Below are 15,250 nucleotides of genomic sequence, written 5' to 3' on the forward strand. Positions count from 1 at the left end.
CCGCTACGCCGGTTGCCCAGAGCGCGGTCTTGTTCAGGGCGCTAAAAGGTGGCTTTCTTGAACGCCATCTTCGTTTGGGCCTCGCCCAAGTCCCAGAAGAGCCCTGCCGCCATGACAAGCCCTTCACGAACGATGCTTTCCAGCAGGTGCTCGTTCGGGGCGTGCTGATTGCACGCCGGGTAGGAGTGGGGCAGCCAGACCGTGGGAAGGCCCAGCACGTCGGAAAAGCAGTGATTGGGGATCGTGCCGCCCAGATTGGGTAGAATGTGAACCTGGCCGTCGAGGCTTTGCTCGGCGGATGCGGCGACAAAGCCGACCCAGGGGTGGCTCGGGTCCAGGCGGGTCGCGGCGTAGCCGCCCAGCATCTCGAGGGCAATATCCTCGAAGCCCAAGCGGTCCAGATGCTGTCGCAGGTTGGTCTCGGCGGCCTGCCAATCGGTGCCTTTGATAAAGCGAAGCTGAAGCACGGCCTCGGCGCGCTCAGGTACCGCGCCGACGGGCTTGTCGGTGCGCCCGGCGCTAATCCCCAGAATTTCGAGCGTGTTGGCACCATAAAGCCGCTCGCCGTCGGTGAGCGATGCCTCCCCCCAGGCCGGGTTGATCATCGGGTCCATGGCGCCACCGCCCACCGGCAAGTCGCGAATCAGCCGCGCGACGTCTTCACTGATCGCCGGTGCCTTGAGAAAGTCGACGAGCACTTCGCCGCGTTGGGAAACGAGTGTGGCCAGAGCGTTACTCAGTACCGCCGCCGGGTTAGTGATCACGCCGCCCCAATTGCCGGAATGGCGCCCGCCGTTTCCGGTATCAAGCGTCAGCTTGAGCTGCAGCACCCCGCGAGAGCCGAGAAACAGGGTGGGCATGTCGTCGCGAATGCGCGGGCCGTCAGAGGCAAGAAACAGATCCGATGAAAGCGCGTCGCGGTAGAGCCGGCAGGTCTCTTCGAGCCCGGGCGAGCCGATCTCTTCGCTCATTTCGAACAGCATCTTGACGTTGTAGCCTAGCGTGCCGCCGCGCGCCTCGATCACTGCTTCGAGGGCGGCGAGGTTAACGCTATGCTGACCCTTGTTGTCCGCGGTGCCGCGCCCGTACACGCGGCCATCGACGAAGGTGAGCGTCCAGGGGTCGATACCGTCACTCCAGGTACTCTCCTGGCCATCGGTGACATCGCCGTGGCCGTAAAGCAGCAGTGTCGGCAACGACACATCCTCGATACGCTCACCGATCAAAAGCGGCGGCAGGCCCTCTTTCGGATTGGGAATGCGCCGGCAGGTGAAGCCAAGTCGGCTCAACAGCGGCTCGATCTCATCGTCCAGGTACGCCGACAGCGTTGCTCTGCACTCTGCGTCCTGGCTCACCGTGCGCAGGGCAACGCGGCGTGCCAGAGTATCGTAAAACTCGCCGCTGGAGAGCGTTTCAAGCGCTAGGTCGATGGCGTGTTGTCGGTTGGCATGCGCGGTTGCGGTCGCGGTCGTCATGAAGCCCTCGTCGTGCGGTTAAAGTGAATGGTTTGAGCGTATCGTTTGCCCTGATTTGCGGCAATCAATAAAATATCAATTGAGCTTTCTATTTTTTGCAAACAAAGAGCGCCGGTCTGGCGCGCTTTCTACTGCGACTGCCTTGCAACGGGACACCCGAGGATCGCCATGCAGGAACTCAACTTGCGGTACTTTCAAAGTGTGGCGAGAACCGGCTCGCTGTCGGCGGCGGCGGGGGAGCTTCACGTGGCGGTGTCGGCGGTCAGCCGTCAAATCACCAATCTGGAGCAGCGTCTGGAGCTCAAGCTGTTCAACCGTCAGCCGCGGGGTATGGTGCTGACCGAGGCGGGCAGACTGCTTCAGGCCTATGCGCTTCGCAACCAGCTGGAGCTCGACAGCGTGGTCGAGCAGATGCGCGGGGCAACGGCCCGGCAGCGCCAGACCATCCGCGTGGCCTGCCCGGACGGCATGGCCTGGCACTGTCTGCCCAGCGTCATTGCCCGCTTTGTTATCGATCATCCGGAAATCGGTTTCGATATCGAGGTCGTCGAGTCCGCTCGTGCCTCTGAGCTCGTCAAACAGGGTAGCGTTGATATCGCGCTGACGTTCAGCCTGTCGGTGGATATCGGCGTGCAGGTGGTGTCGAGCTACAGCGCCGCGATCGGCGCACTGATGAGAAACGATCACCCGCTGGCGGTTGTTGAGGCGCTGGAGATGAAGGATCTGGCCGACTACCCGCTGACCGTGTCGGACACCGGGTCGACGGTGCGTTATCTGTTCGACGTGGCGTGCAGCCTCTCCGGTGTAACGCTTCACCCGCGCATCACCTGTAACACGTTGGGCGTGACGTACACCGCGGTCAGCGAGCATTCGAACATGGTGGGTCTTTGCAGCGCGATGTCGGTCAGTGGGCGCGTGCAACAGGCAGGGCTTGTTCACATTCCGTTCAAGGAGCCTCAACTGGCCCAGCGCAGCCTGCAGGTGCAGGTGATGGCAGATCGCCTTTTGCCCGAGCACACCGAGCGGTTTTTGGACACGCTCAGCGCAGCGCTGAGCGAGGCAGAAAAAACCGCCTTCGCCGGAAAGGGCGAAGGCGGTAAGTGATCAATCAGGCGCTCAAGCCCTCAAGCCCTAGAAAGGACCGTAGTTGATCGCCACGGCCACGCCGACGAAGAGCGCACCGGTGACGATCCAGAGCAGCACCAGCGGCAGCACGAACCTGAACCACTCCACGTACGAGACCCGGGCGATGGCCAGACACGCCATCAGCGTACCGGAAAGCGGGGTAACGATATTGGTCACCGCATCGCCGAGCTTGAAGGTGATGAAGGTGGCCTGGCGCGTCACTTCGAGCATGTCCCCGATCGGCACCATGATCGGCATGACGATGGCTGCCTGACCGGTACCCGAGGTAATCAGCCCGTTGAACAGCAGGTTGAAGCCGTACAGAAGTTCCATGGCCATTACCTTGCCGTGGCCATCGAGCGAGGTGGCCACGCTGTGCACGATGGTATCGATCAGCTGTGCCTGGCGCAGCAGCACGATCACCGCAGCCGCCACGCCGACCACCAGCGCCCCGTAAAGCACGTCACCCGCGCCACTCATCAGCCGCTTGATGAAGTCGTTGGGCGAAATTCTCGCGATGCAGGCCGTCGCCACGCCCATCATCAAAAAGGTGGCGGAGAGCTGCGGGATGCTCCAACCGTAGTTGAACGCGCCAAAGATAAAGAGCCCGAAACCAAAGACGAACAGTCCAAGCACCAGCTTGTGGGTCAGGTTAAAGGCCGTGATCTCGTCCGGCTCTCGGCCAGCCTGAGCATCTGCGAAGGCCTCGGCTCCCATGACGCTGGCCGTCGGATCCTGCTTGATGCGTTTAGCGTAGCGGCAGATGTAAGCGGCTGTGATTCCCAAAAACACCACAAAGATGGCGCCGCGGTAGACAAAGCCGGAAAACAGCGGAAGCTCGGCGATGGTTTGCCCGGTCACCGTCACGGTGGGGTCGAACACGCCTGCGCCAAAGCCCGCGTAGGAGCCCAAAAAGATGATGGCGACGCCCACCACCGGGTCGAGCTTCATCGAACGCGCCAAAAAGAGCCCGATGGGAATGAACGCGATCGCCAGGTTCGCGCCCACGCCCACCGAGGCGAGCGTGGCGAACGTGCCACAAAAGATCCAGATCAGCACGTTCTGGCGGCCTTTGGCCATCGCGATCAAACGGTGAATACCGGCGCTGATCGCCCCGGTGGTTTCGATGACCTTGAGCACGCCGCCCACGATCAAAATCAGAAATACCAGCGTCGAAGCCGCCACCAGCCCGTTGTGCATGGCGGTAAAAAGGTCCATTACGCTGAGCGAATCCCCGGTGATATAGCGAAAGCTCTCGGTATCGACCTGGGTCAGCCCGTTTTCGACCGTTCGTTCGTAGGTGCCGGCGGGCACGATGTAGGACGCGATCAGTACCAGCACCATGAAACCGAACAGGATAATGAATACATCCGGCATGGCGCGCTTTTTCTTCACCGGCTGCGCGTCCGCCTCGATAGAATTCGGCGTCTCTTTCATCGTTCTCTCCGCTTTGAGCGTTATGGTTTTAGTGAGAAAGCGTGCGGGTGGGGTTTGTCATCACTAGCGGCAGGCGGGCGCGGCAACGTTTAAAACGAGCTCGCGATCAACAAGAGGCGGCGGCCGCTTTTAGTGACGTTACCCGGCGGTCCGTGCAAACAGCGGAAAACCCTTCAGGTCGTTATCGAAATCAAACTACCAGGGAAGCCAAACGGCGGCAATTGTGTATTTATCAAAGCGCCTTTCTGTTTTGAGCAAGCTAATGGCGCCCGTCGGATGAGCGCCGCTGATTTTTTATTGAAACAATAATCATTATTAAATTAAGCTCGACGGCTTTTTAAATTATTTTTTAAACCCTAATTTTTTAAACCTGTTCTTTTAAACCCTATAGAAGGAGCGCGGCATGGCCGTTAGTTCGAAAGCGCTGGTGATCGTGGGCGCCGTGGTCGTGGTGGGCGCGGGGGGCTATCTCGGCGCTCAGGCGATCGTGGGCAATGAAGTGGAAAAATCGCTGAACCAGGCGTTCGAGCGCATCGACGCCTCGCCTGGCTGGCGCGTCACGGACATCGAGATCGACCGCTCGCTTTTCGAAACCAACGCGCGTGCCACGCTCGGCGCCGTCGGTTTCGAAGACGCCACCGCCGCGCTCGATCTGCACGTGGATCACGGTGTGCTCAAAAGCCCGGTGACCGGCACTCTGCACCCGAATGAGACACTTTTCGAAGGCGATATCGATATCGACATGGTCGCCTCCTGGAGCGGGGTCGAGGGACAGCTCACCGCCGATACGCTGGGCTTTAAGGAGTTCGACGGCGAGGCCACCGGCGTGGTGATGGCGCTCGATATCGAGGACGACACACGCTGGCACGTCGATACGCGCATCGAGGCACTCGGGTTTACCTACGTCGATGGCTCGGTCGTGCGCCTCACCACGCCGCGTTTCGAAATGGATACCCGCGGCGATGAAGGCAGCGAGGTGGTGCAGCGACTCGAGCTTCCCCGCGCAGAAATTGCGACCCAAGGGCTCAACATCTATTTGGACGACGTCGTGTTTGATGCCCTGACGCAGCCCTCCGCCGAACTCGACGACAACCCCCGGCGGGTCGATCAAGCCGGCACCTTCAAAGTGGCAGATGTCGGCGTTGACGGGACATCGATGGGCAGCCTATCGATGGAGATCGCCGCCGAGCGCTGGGACATGCAAGCGTTTCAGGACTATAACGAAGCTTTTGCCATGCTGAGTGCCCAGAACTATCGTCGCGAGCGAGACCCGGCAAGCTTCGACGAGGCGCGCTACCGCGAGTCGCTGACTCAAGCAATCGACAACGGCTACACGGTGTTGGCCAGCAGCCCCGCAGTCAGTATCGACCCGCTGAACGCCCATATCGTCGTGCCGGCGCTGAATCTCGATTTTAAACCGCAGTTGAAGATCGACATGGGCTTCGACGGTGAGAATCTCTCGAAAGAGGCGCTTTTTAGTCTCGCCCGCCATACCGATACGCCGGCACGCGAGCTCATCACACCTCAAAATGCCCCCATGAGCGAAGCGCAAGCCAACGCCTACTTCAGTGAGCGCGTCCATTTCGAGGCCAGCATGGTCACCCCGCCGGAAGCGGTGATGGATGAGCTTCCGCTGATGGCACGCTTTTTGATCGACGCCGAGCGTGAGCAACAAACGCTCAAGTGGGAGCAGGGCCAACTGACCCTCAACGGGGAGACGCTGTTTTAGGGGGGCATTCCCGCCGCTGTTTACCCCGTTGGCCCCCGCTGCGGTGAGACCTGTATCGCCGGTGGGGGGCATCGTGCCCAAGTCCTTTGGCGTTGAGCTCGGCGACCTTTTTATACCGTTATCTTAGGCTGGCTAAAAAGCACTAGCCAACCTGATGGAATATTCAAAAAATCGAGTTTTATTTAGCGTCAGAAATCGGTATCAGGATTTACGGGTCGTCTTTCTGGCGGTGGTGCTTTTACGCCGAGGCGTACTTTTCGATCCCGTGCCGCTCTTTCGCGTTCTTGTCGTGCGTTTTACCGGGGCGGCGGTTTCGCCCTGGGCCGTTTGCAGGCTCGAACGCAGCCGGCCAGCATCGCTTTGCTTCAAGAGCCCGTGCAGGTCTTCGATCAGCGCCTGTTGAAAGGCGGGGGCGCTGTCGCTTTGCTCGGCGATGGCGCTTAGCCGCTGCTCCCAAAGCGCGGTGCGCTCCGGTGTGCTCACCGCGTTGGGTAGGGCGCTGATCAGCGCGGTGCCCAAGCGGGTTGCGCGCAGTGCCTTTTGCTTGCGCACGAGATAGCCGCGCTGCACCAGCGTTTCGATGATGCCGGCGCGGGTCGCCTCGGTGCCCAGGCCATCGGTGTCGCGAAGCGTGCGGCGCACCTCAGGATCCTCCACGTAGCGCCCGATATTCATCATTGCCTTGATCAGGCTGGCGTCCGTAAAAGGCTCCGGCGGGCGAGTCTCTTTCTCCTCCACGCCGGCATTCAGCGCCCGGCAGGGCTCGTTTTGCGTCAGCGGTGGCAGCGGCGGCGCGTCCTCTTTGGTGGTGAACAGCGGCTTCCAGCCGGGGGCGAGCACGCTCTGACCCCGGGCGCGAAAGGCCTCGTTCAAGAGGTGAAACTCCGCCTTGACCTCGAAGGTTCTCAGCACCGGATAAAATTGCGCCATCACGTTGCGCACGATCAGGCGAAATACCTGGCCGTCGATGTTGGAAAGCGCCGAGAAGTCGGCGGGCTTGCCCGTTGGGGCCAGGGCGTGGTGAGCGCCGACCTGCTTGTCGTTCCAGGCTTTCGAGCGCAGCGAAAAATCCGCGCCGGCAAGCCACCCGGCGAGCGTTTCATCGTTTCGACAGGCACCCGCCAAACTCTTTTGAGCGAGCGGCAGATGCTCTTCGGGCAGGTAGCGACAGTCCGAGCGCGGGTAGGTGATCAGTTTGTGCTGCTCGTAAAGGCGCTGGCACACGTCGAGCACCGTCTGCGCGGAGAGCCCGAAGCGGCGCGCGGCGTCAACCTGAAGGGCCGAGAGCGAGTAGGGCAGCGGCGCGTTCTGGCGCTTCTCGCTTTGTTCGAGTTTGGCAAGCCGGCCCTCGGCGCCGGGGAGTTTTGCTGCCAGCGTATCCGCCGGGGCGCGCTCGAGTAGCCGGCCCTGGTCGTCCAGCGGTTGGCGCTCGCCGGGTACCCACCAGGCACGAAGCTGGCCTTGTGCCACCTGGAGATCCACCCAAAGTGGGTAGAACGGGTAGGGCGCAAAGTCGCGAATGGCGTTGTCGCGGCGCACGATCAGCCCGAGCACCGGCGTCTGTACCCGGCCCACGGAAAGCACGCCGTTGTGACCAGCCTGGCGGCCGGTAAGCGTCCAGGCGCGGGTCAGGTTGATCCCGTAAAGCCAGTCCGCCCGGGAGCGTGCCTGGGCAGCCTGAAAGAGCGGCTGGAACTCGGCGTTGCTCTTGAGTCTCGAGAGCGCGCGAGCCACCGCCGGGCGGTTCAGGTCGCTGATTAAAAGGCGCGATACCGGCCCGCGGTAGTTCAGGTACTCGATCACCTCCTGCACCAGAAGCTGGCCTTCGCGGTCCGGATCGCCGGCGTGCACGACTTCGCTTGCCTGCTTGATCAGCTTGCGGATCACGGCGAGCTGGCCGCGGGCCTTGGCGCGCGGCGCCAGTTTCCAGGTGCCAGGGACGATCGGCAGCCGGTCCAGGCGCCACTGTTTGTCGGCGGGGTCGTAAACCTCCGGGGCGGCCTGTTCAAGAAGATGGCCCAGACACCAGGTCACGGTGGTGTCGCCGCAGGCGATGGCGCCGTCCAGGCGCTGGCCACTGCCCGGCAGCGCATCGGCGATGGCCCGGGCGAGGCTGGGTTTTTCGGCGATAATCAAGCGCATACCGGCGTTACCTTAACGAGTCGTGAAATTGCGCCTATGGTAACAGAGGGGATGAATAAGGCGCAGCGCGCGGAAAGCACGCTTGGACACATTGACCAATGAGGAAAACCGATGCGCGATCGCGGACGAACACGGCGTTTGATGGGCCTTGGCGCCCGCACCGGCGGGGCGATGCTGAAGACCCGGCTGGGCGGTCAGGCGGATTGGCGCGCGCTGGGCGAGGCACTGTTCGAGGGGCTCTCGGAACTCAAGGGCCCGGCCATGAAGATGGCGCAGATGATGTCACAGTGGGACGATCTGTTGCCGCCGGACCTTGCCGAAGAACTTGCCCGCCTGCAGCGTCAGGCCGAGCCGATGCCTTGGCCGCGCATTCGTGAAGCGCTGGTGCTGCAGTACGGCGACCTGGACACCCATTTTCGCGAGATCGAAGAGCGCCCCTTCGCCAGCGCATCCATGGGGCAGGTGCACAAGGCCATCACTCGTGATGGCGAAACCGTCGTGCTCAAGGTTCAGTACCCGGGCCTTTCAGCGGTGCTCGAAAGCGACCTGGCGCAGCTTAGGCGCATCATGCGCCTGGGGCGCTGGTTCAAGGTGCCCCAGGCGCGGCTGGATGCGATGTTCGAGGAGCTCGCCGCCGGGCTTCGCGACGAGCTCGACTATCAGGCCGAGGCCCGAGCGCTCGCGCGCTACCGGGCGCGCTATGCCCATGATCTGCGGCTGGTCATACCCGAGCCGCTGATGGCGCTTTCCGGTACCCACGTGCTCGCCATGCGCTTCGTTGGCGGCACGCCGCTGCGTGAACTCGAAAGCATGGAGGATGCCACGCGCCAAAAGGTAGCGCAGACGCTGGCGGACTGGATCACCGAGGAGCTTTTCACCTTTGGCGAGCTGCACGCCGACCCCCATGCCGGTAATTTCGCCGCCGACGCCCAGGGACGGCTAATCATTTACGATTTCGGCGCGGTGATTCCGGTACCTGAAGATCGGCTCATGGCGATGATGGCGCTGTTGAAGGCAACGCTTGAGAAGGATGCGATGGCCATGGACGAGGCGATGCGCGAGATGGGCGGCCGCCAGGGCCAGGGCGCGCCGCTGACGCTTTACCGCGAAGCCGCCGAGTGCGTGGCTCCGCTGTTCGCGCCTGGCGAGCAGGACTTCGGCGATGTGCGCGTGCATCGGCGCCTGCGCGAGCTTTCGCCCAAGGTATGGGGCGCGATGGATCGGCTGCAGCCGCCGGCGGATACGCTGCTGCTGTCGCGGGCGCTCAACGGCCACTATTGGAATTTGGTACGCCTGAAGGCGCGCCTTGATATGCACGCGCGCGTCACGCCGCTTCTGGACTGGGCCGGCTTCGCGCCGCCCGAGCGGTAAGCCGTTAGTCCAGCGCCTTGAGCCAGAACACCAGCGGCTTCCCGGTCTCTTCACGCTCGCCGATATCCTTCCAGGCAAAGCGCGCGGCAAGCGAGGCCTGGCGGCGATAGCCAAGGCGCTCCCAAAAGCCGTGCAGCGGTTGGTAGCCCTCGGGTTTGGCCGGGTGGTGGGGGGAGCGCTCCACGGCACAAAAGGCAGCGGTATCGAACCCCTGAGCCCTGGCGTGCTTTTCGCGTTCGGCCATGAACGCCTTGCCAAGCCCCTGACCGCGGTATTCGTGCAGCAGCACCGACTCGCCGTAGTAGAACACCCCGGCCGGGTCGATCCCTGCGGCTTCGAAAGGGGCGCGGAATTCGGCGACTTCATTGGCCAGCGGCTGGCCCGTGGAGGCGCCGACCAGCGTATCGCCATCGAAAGCAAGCACGAACAGGCTCGTTGGGTTCTGCGCGTAGCGGTCCAGATACTCGGCCTCATAGGCCAGGTCGCCGTCGTACAGGTAGGGGTAATCGGCAAAAACGCGAATGCGCAGGCGGGCGAGCGCTTCGAGGTGCGGCGTGATCGCCAGCCCCTGGCAGATGGCGAGAGAAACGGTGGTCATCGCGGCTCCGAAAATGGTCAACGTCAAGCGTGCGTGGCGGTAAGCTCGTCGAACAGTAACAGCCACTTCTCGCCGCGCCAATCCTTCTGCGAGAAGCCCTTGGGGCGTGCTAGACTATGGCGCTTTCAAAACAGTGGAGATGGCAATGCTGGCGGTATGGGTCGATCAACTGCTGGGTTTTGCCTCAGGGGCACTCTCGGCAATCAGACAGCAGGAACACTACCCGGATTTCATGACCTGGGTGCGCGCCCGCGGCGCCGAGTTTTTCAACGGCGATATCGCCACCGCCCAAGCGCTGGCGCCGATTCTATGGTCCCAGGCGCCGCTCGAGCGTTTGGATTTCGCCAGCGAACCCCTGGCCACGCCCGGACGCAACGAGCCCTGCTGGTGTGATTCCGGTCGCAAGTACAAGCAGTGCTGCCAGCGCGTCGATTTCCCGACCGACATTCCGGCCCAGATGATGTGGATGCTCTCGCTCAAGGAGTGGAAGGGCGCCACGCTCAAGGCCGCTCTCGACAGCCGCTGCGCCCCGGCTCAGGCGCTGCTCGAAGCCGGGCTGATCGCCGCCGAAAGCGGCCAGACCGGCCGCGCCATGCAGATTCTCGAGTCGCTGTTTGACGGCAGCGACTGGTCGCGCCTGCCCGACCAGGCCGAACCTGCCTTTGAAATCCTGCTCGATATTTACCAGGAGCGCGGCTTCACCCGCAAGCGCGCCGACCTGCTCGACGAGGTCATGGAGCGCGGCCCGCTGTTTCTGCGCGGCGTGGCGCTCGAACGGCTGTGCCTGATGCATCTGGACAACGACGATCTCGACAGCGCCCGCGGCGCCTTCATCAAAGCGATGCAGGCGCTGCCGGACTCGCCGACGCTTGCTTACATCGAGGCCATGCTGCTGCTCCACGAAGGCCACGAGGAGGAAGCGAAGGAGCGCGCCGACTTCTGGTACCGTCGACTTTCGCGCCAGGGCGGGCTCGACGAGGAGCAGCTCGAGTTTCTGTCGGCGCTGGCGGACAACCCCGGCGCGACCCTCGCCGATCAGCTGTTGAGCGCCGAGGAAGATCTGGCCACGCCGCTGATTTCGCTGCAGTCGCTGCTGGCCGCACTCCCCATCGCGCCAAAGCTCGATATCAAGCCTTCCGAAGACGGCGAGCGCCTTCACTACACCACCACCGCCCGCGAAGAGACGCTCTTCGCTGCCTGGCACGAGCAGTTTCAGGTGTGGGTCGACGACGACGTGGCGCTGGGTTTTCGCGACGACCCCTGGGGTAACGCGGTGGAGTGGATGTCCGAGCTCTGCGCTCACCCGGAGTGGCTCGACGCCCCCCAGGTCGTGCAGGATGTGACCCTGGCGCTGACCAGCCGCTTTGGCAGCCTTCCCTGGATGGCGCCGAGCCTACTGGAGCCGCTGGCGGTGCGGCTTTCGCGCTGGCTGCAGCAGGCGCGCGCTGCCGGTGAGGGAAGTCTTTGTTGGGACGACGCTCACAACGTCATGCTGCTGCGCACCGGCCTTGCGCTGGTGGTCGGCATGGAGCGCGGCGCCCGGCAACACTCCCGCGAACTCGCCGAGGAGCTTTTGGCGATCGACCGCGAGGATAGCCTCGGCCTCAAGGAGCTGGTGCTCGACCAGCTCTTGCGCGACGACCGCAACCAGGAGGCGCTCACGCTCACCGAAGCATGTGAAAAGGACGACGGCTCCCAGGTGCTGGGGCTTTTAATGGGGCGCACGCTGGCGTTCTACCGTTTGGGTGAGTACGAGGCCGCCGAGAACGCGCTGGGGTTGGCGATGGCCCACAACCGTTACGCGCTGGAGCTTCTGTGCGCCGAGAGCCCGAAGCCCTCGCACCCCCACGCCGACGGGCAGGTCGATCCGGGCTCGCGCGCCGAGGCGTGGCAGTACCGCACGCTGATGCGCGATCAGTGGCGCACTACCAAAGGGGCGCTCGAATGGCTCGAACAGCGCCGGTCAAAGGCCAAGACGTCCTGATCGGCTTTTTTTGAGCGACTTGTCGCGCTAGCGTTTTGGCGCGCCAAACAGATCGCGGTCCCGATTGACCCATACGGCAAGCAGTACCGCCGGTAGCCCCAGCACGGTCGCCACCACGAAAAAGGTGGCGTATCCGTGGCTTGCCACCACCAGCCCGCCAAACCCGCTTAAAAACTTGCCCGGCAGCGTCATCAGCGATGAAAAGAGCGCGTACTGGGTCGCGGTATAGGCTTTCGACGTCAAGCTCGACAAAAACGCGATGAATACGGCGCTCGCCAGCCCGTTGGCGAGGTTATCGCCAATGATGGTCACCACCAGCATCGGCACCGCATCGCCGATCAGCGAAAGCGCGGTAAAAAGAAGGTTGGTCATCATGACGAACGCGGCGCCGCCGATCAAGAGTGGACCAATACCGTAGCGCGCCACCAGAAGCCCGCCCAGGATACCCCCGGCAATGCTCATCGCGATGCCGAAGATGTTCGTCACCGCGGCGATGGTTTCGAGCGAAAACCCAAGATCGATATAGAGCGGATTGGCCATCGAGCCCATGGCCAAATCGCTGATTCGAAACACCGCAATGAACACCAGAAGCCCCAGCGCCTTGACCCCGAAGCGGCGAAAGAAATCGAGAAACGGGCATACCACCGCGCCGATCGCCCAGGCGGTGATGCGCCGAAGCCACTTCGGCCGGCCGCGGCTTTGGCGCAAAAACGCGCGCACGCTGGGTTCGCGTACGAGCTGAATCGAAAGCGCGGCGCGCGGCGGCTCCGGGCGAATCAGCACGGTCAGCGCGCCCACCGCCATGAGCCCGGCCATGCCAAGGTACGCGATCTGCCAGGAGTAGTGCGCCGCGAGATAGAGCGCCCCGGCGCCGGCGGCAATCAGGCCGCAGCGGTAGCCGATGATGTAGGTCGAGGACATCGCCGCCTGCAGGTCGTCGTTGGCCGACTCGATCCGGTAGGCGTCCACGGCGATATCCTGAGTGGCGGAGCCAAAGGCGACCAGCAGCGCAAACGCCGCTACCAGGCCCAGGTTGCCTACCGGGTCGACGCCGGCCATGCCCACGAGCCCTGCGGCGATCAACGCCTGGGCCAGCAGCATCCAGCCCCGGCGCTGGCCAAGCATGCGGCCGAGTACCGGTAGCTCCAGGCGGTCGACCACCGGTGCCCAGAAGAATTTGATCGAGTAGAGAATGCCGATCCAGGAGAAAAAGCCGATGGCGGCGACCTCGACGCCGTCGCTTCGAAGCCAGGCCGACAGCGTGGAAAACACCAGCAGAAAGGGGAGCCCGGCGGAAAATCCCAAAAACAGCATGGTCATGACCGGCGCACAGAAATAGACAGCCAGAGCGCTTTTCCAACTGCGCCTGGGGGTAGGGATTGCCATCGTCGAGAAACTCCAGAAAAAACCGGGCGGGGTGGCCTTGAGAAAAGGCGTCAATGCTAAACTGCTCGCCTGAAAGAACCGACAGCTTACCGGAGAGGAGTTTTCCGTGTCGATTACGCCCCATCAGGTCGTGACCCTGCACTACGTACTGAGCGACGTTACCCAAACTGGCGCCGAAAAGGTGCTCGATGACTCCCGCGCGCGCCAGAAGCCGCTGGAGTACCTTCACGCCCACGACAATATTCTGCCCGGGCTCGAGCACGCCCTGGCGGGCAAGGCGCCAGGTGATACCTTTAGCATCACGCTGGCCCCCATCGATGCCTACGGGCTGCGCGATGAAGCGCTGGTGAAAACGCTTGCCAGGACGGCCTTTAGCGGCGCCAAGCTCGCCCCCGGCAGCCGTTTTCAAACCGAAGGCGAGGCGGGACCGCAAATCGTCACCGTGCTATCGGTTGAAGGCGACAGCGTGCGCGTTGACATGAACCATCCGTTGGCCGGGCGAACGCTTGGCTACCGGGTCGAGGTGCTCGATGTGAGGCCTGCCAGTCGCGCCGAACTCGCCAAGGGCCATCCGCTGCCCCCGGGAACCGAACACGATAAGGTAGAAGATCGCAAGGTGCTGTAACGCCCGCTATTGATAGCGCATGACGTCAGCGTGCATCGGGGCCAAACGGCCAAGCAGTTCGTTTTGCGCCCCAAGCGCTATGTTCTCTTCGCGCAGCGCGGCCGCCAGATGCTCGACCAGCTGATTGAAGTGGGCATCGGTAATCCCCATGTTCTGGTGGGCGCGCTCCATCGGCGGACCCTCGTAGCGGCATGGCCCGTTGCTGACGGCGCAAAACTGGTTGGCAAGCGAGCCGGCCAAGTGGTCAATATTGGTGTTGGCGAAAAAACCGACCAGTTCAGGGTCATCGGCGACGCGATAGAGAAAGCGTTCGACTACTGCCTCGATCCCGCTTTCACCGCCCAAGCGCTCGTAAAGCGTGGTCGATGGGGCGGTGTGGGCGCAGCCGCCAAGGCTCAAGAGGATCGTGATCAGCGCCGCTGTCTGAAGAGCGCGCCGCGCCTGATATCGATACGCATGGGTGGGAGTTTGTGTCATCGCGCCCTCGCTCAAAAAGCTGCCTGAAGTGAAAGATAGCCGCCGCGCTGCGAGGCAAGACCTGCGATGTCACCCAGATCGAGCCAGGCAGCTGTCAGTGAAACGTGCTTGTTGAAGAAGTAGGCGCTATAGAGACTCTGCCAGTCCTCTTCGCGGGCCACGCTCAGATTGTCGGGCTTTTGCCGATACTCCGTGCCCACGATCCAGCGCGGGGTGAGAAATACCCCAGCGCTTGCCTCGGCGACCCACTCGCGGCCCCCCTGGTCGCCGCCAAATCCCAGAAGACCGCCCTGGTTGGCCTCGGTGTTGCGAAGCGTAGCGTTGAGCATGACGTTGCGCCCGGCCACGGCGGCGAACAGCAGTTTGCTTGCGCTGAGATAGGCGTCAGTGCCTTCGGTATGCTCGGCGCCAAGCGCGGTTGGAGTCGCGCCATCGACGAGCCGTTTGTGCAACACGCCCGCGCTCCAGATGCCCAGCGGGTGATACAGCACGTCGCCGAGCAGGCGCACCTTGGCACCGAATATGTCCTGCTCGAGCTCCCCGCCCAGGGTTTGTAGCTCGAAGCGTTGGCGGGCGTAGGAGAGTTCGACCCGGTCAACAATATTCAGGCTGGCGCCGCCGACCGTCAGGCGGTAGTCGTCGAGCCACGCGCGCGAGACGAAGGCCGTGGCGCCAAACTCCTCGTCGCTTGCGGTACTGGCAAGCACCGCCCAGGGGGAAAGCCCGCCACCGGCGGCGCCTTCGATGGCGCTGACGCCGCCGGTGCTCATGATGCGACTACCGGCCTGGGCGCTACCGGACGCGACCATAAGGCCCAAACAGGCGATGCCTGCCAGCCGGCAAAGCGTTCGCGCGATGGATGACGTTGCAGTAAAGCGAAACATGCTGACCCTCCCGGGTG

At 62.9% G+C, this 15,250-nt stretch carries 12 protein-coding genes; 5 read left to right on the forward strand and 7 right to left on the reverse strand.

Annotated elements, in window-relative coordinates:
• Window positions 1-41 precede the first annotated feature (41 nt).
• A complete protein-coding gene (locus OCT39_RS08170) occupies window positions 42-1,475 on the reverse strand; it encodes a M20 family metallopeptidase (RefSeq protein ID WP_263587154.1) in 1,434 nt (477 codons plus the stop codon).
• A 168-nt stretch (window positions 1,476-1,643) separates the two neighbouring features.
• Between OCT39_RS08170 and OCT39_RS08175 the strand changes: the two genes are divergently transcribed.
• Window positions 1,644-2,579 carry a LysR family transcriptional regulator gene (locus OCT39_RS08175; protein WP_263587155.1) on the forward strand — a complete coding sequence of 312 codons (936 nt, stop codon included), beginning with the start codon at window positions 1,644-1,646 and terminating at the stop codon, window positions 2,577-2,579.
• 27 nt (window positions 2,580-2,606) lie between these two features.
• Here OCT39_RS08175 and OCT39_RS08180 read toward each other — a convergent pair whose 3' ends face one another.
• A complete protein-coding gene (locus OCT39_RS08180) occupies window positions 2,607-4,037 on the reverse strand; it encodes a YfcC family protein (RefSeq protein WP_263587156.1) in 1,431 nt (476 codons plus the stop codon).
• 403 nt (window positions 4,038-4,440) lie between these two features.
• Here OCT39_RS08180 and OCT39_RS08185 point away from each other — a divergent pair, with 403 nt between their 5' ends.
• Entirely contained in the window at window positions 4,441-5,766 is a 1,326-nt protein-coding gene (locus OCT39_RS08185; RefSeq protein ID WP_263587157.1) for a YdgA family protein, read from the forward strand.
• Window positions 5,767-5,967: 201 nt separating this feature from the next.
• On the opposite strand, the gene OCT39_RS08190 is transcribed toward OCT39_RS08185, so the two are convergent.
• On the reverse strand, window positions 5,968-7,908 hold the full coding sequence (locus OCT39_RS08190; RefSeq protein WP_263587158.1) for a DNA topoisomerase III: 1,941 nt from the start codon (window positions 7,906-7,908) through the stop codon (window positions 5,968-5,970).
• Window positions 7,909-8,019: 111 nt separating this feature from the next.
• Between OCT39_RS08190 and OCT39_RS08195 the strand changes: the two genes are divergently transcribed.
• The gene (locus OCT39_RS08195; protein ID WP_263587159.1) at window positions 8,020-9,279 is read left to right on the forward strand and encodes an ABC1 kinase family protein; all 1,260 of its coding nucleotides are present in this window, start codon (window positions 8,020-8,022) and stop codon (window positions 9,277-9,279) included.
• A 4-nt stretch (window positions 9,280-9,283) separates the two neighbouring features.
• On the opposite strand, the gene OCT39_RS08200 is transcribed toward OCT39_RS08195, so the two are convergent.
• Window positions 9,284-9,877: a GNAT family N-acetyltransferase gene (locus tag OCT39_RS08200; RefSeq protein ID WP_263587160.1), complete on the reverse strand. Its 594-nt coding sequence runs from the start codon at window positions 9,875-9,877 to the stop codon at window positions 9,284-9,286.
• A 145-nt stretch (window positions 9,878-10,022) separates the two neighbouring features.
• Here OCT39_RS08200 and OCT39_RS08205 point away from each other — a divergent pair, with 145 nt between their 5' ends.
• Window positions 10,023-11,861: an SEC-C metal-binding domain-containing protein gene (locus OCT39_RS08205; protein WP_263587161.1), complete on the forward strand. Its 1,839-nt coding sequence runs from the start codon at window positions 10,023-10,025 to the stop codon at window positions 11,859-11,861.
• Window positions 11,862-11,888: 27 nt separating this feature from the next.
• On the opposite strand, the gene OCT39_RS08210 is transcribed toward OCT39_RS08205, so the two are convergent.
• On the reverse strand, window positions 11,889-13,247 hold the full coding sequence (locus OCT39_RS08210) for an AmpG family muropeptide MFS transporter (RefSeq protein WP_263587162.1): 1,359 nt from the start codon (window positions 13,245-13,247) through the stop codon (window positions 11,889-11,891).
• A 106-nt stretch (window positions 13,248-13,353) separates the two neighbouring features.
• Between OCT39_RS08210 and OCT39_RS08215 the strand changes: the two genes are divergently transcribed.
• Window positions 13,354-13,872 carry an FKBP-type peptidyl-prolyl cis-trans isomerase gene (locus OCT39_RS08215; RefSeq protein ID WP_263587163.1) on the forward strand — a complete coding sequence of 173 codons (519 nt, stop codon included), beginning with the start codon at window positions 13,354-13,356 and terminating at the stop codon, window positions 13,870-13,872.
• A 6-nt stretch (window positions 13,873-13,878) separates the two neighbouring features.
• Here the strand turns inward: OCT39_RS08215 and OCT39_RS08220 are convergent, their stop codons facing one another.
• Window positions 13,879-14,349 carry a group I truncated hemoglobin gene (locus OCT39_RS08220; RefSeq protein ID WP_263587164.1) on the reverse strand — a complete coding sequence of 157 codons (471 nt, stop codon included), beginning with the start codon at window positions 14,347-14,349 and terminating at the stop codon, window positions 13,879-13,881.
• Between the two features lie 11 nt (window positions 14,350-14,360).
• Window positions 14,361-15,233, reverse strand: coding sequence for a DUF3034 family protein (locus OCT39_RS08225; protein WP_263587165.1), 873 nt, complete (start codon window positions 15,231-15,233; stop codon window positions 14,361-14,363).
• Between the last annotated feature and the right edge of the window lie 17 nt (window positions 15,234-15,250).

Origin of the sequence: Halomonas sp. GD1P12, from assembly GCF_025725645.1 — a bacterium.
Taxonomy (GTDB): Bacteria; Pseudomonadota; Gammaproteobacteria; order Pseudomonadales; family Halomonadaceae; genus Vreelandella.

Excerpts from the sequence above, each read along its gene's own strand:
- OCT39_RS08220 (WP_263587164.1), bottom strand. The coding sequence starts at position 14,349 with ATGACACAAACTCCCACCCATGCGTATCGATATCAGGCGCGGCGCGCT.
- OCT39_RS08225 (WP_263587165.1), bottom strand. The coding sequence starts at position 15,233 with ATGTTTCGCTTTACTGCAACGTCATCCATCGCGCGAACGCTTTGCCGG.
- OCT39_RS08170 (WP_263587154.1), bottom strand. The coding sequence starts at position 1,475 with ATGACGACCGCGACCGCAACCGCGCATGCCAACCGACAACACGCCATC.
- OCT39_RS08175 (WP_263587155.1), top strand. The coding sequence starts at position 1,644 with ATGCAGGAACTCAACTTGCGGTACTTTCAAAGTGTGGCGAGAACCGGC.
- OCT39_RS08185 (WP_263587157.1), top strand. The coding sequence starts at position 4,441 with ATGGCCGTTAGTTCGAAAGCGCTGGTGATCGTGGGCGCCGTGGTCGTG.
- OCT39_RS08190 (WP_263587158.1), bottom strand. The coding sequence starts at position 7,908 with ATGCGCTTGATTATCGCCGAAAAACCCAGCCTCGCCCGGGCCATCGCC.
- OCT39_RS08180 (WP_263587156.1), bottom strand. The coding sequence starts at position 4,037 with ATGAAAGAGACGCCGAATTCTATCGAGGCGGACGCGCAGCCGGTGAAG.
- OCT39_RS08210 (WP_263587162.1), bottom strand. The coding sequence starts at position 13,247 with ATGGCAATCCCTACCCCCAGGCGCAGTTGGAAAAGCGCTCTGGCTGTC.
- OCT39_RS08195 (WP_263587159.1), top strand. The coding sequence starts at position 8,020 with ATGCGCGATCGCGGACGAACACGGCGTTTGATGGGCCTTGGCGCCCGC.
- OCT39_RS08205 (WP_263587161.1), top strand. The coding sequence starts at position 10,023 with ATGCTGGCGGTATGGGTCGATCAACTGCTGGGTTTTGCCTCAGGGGCA.
- OCT39_RS08200 (WP_263587160.1), bottom strand. The coding sequence starts at position 9,877 with ATGACCACCGTTTCTCTCGCCATCTGCCAGGGGCTGGCGATCACGCCG.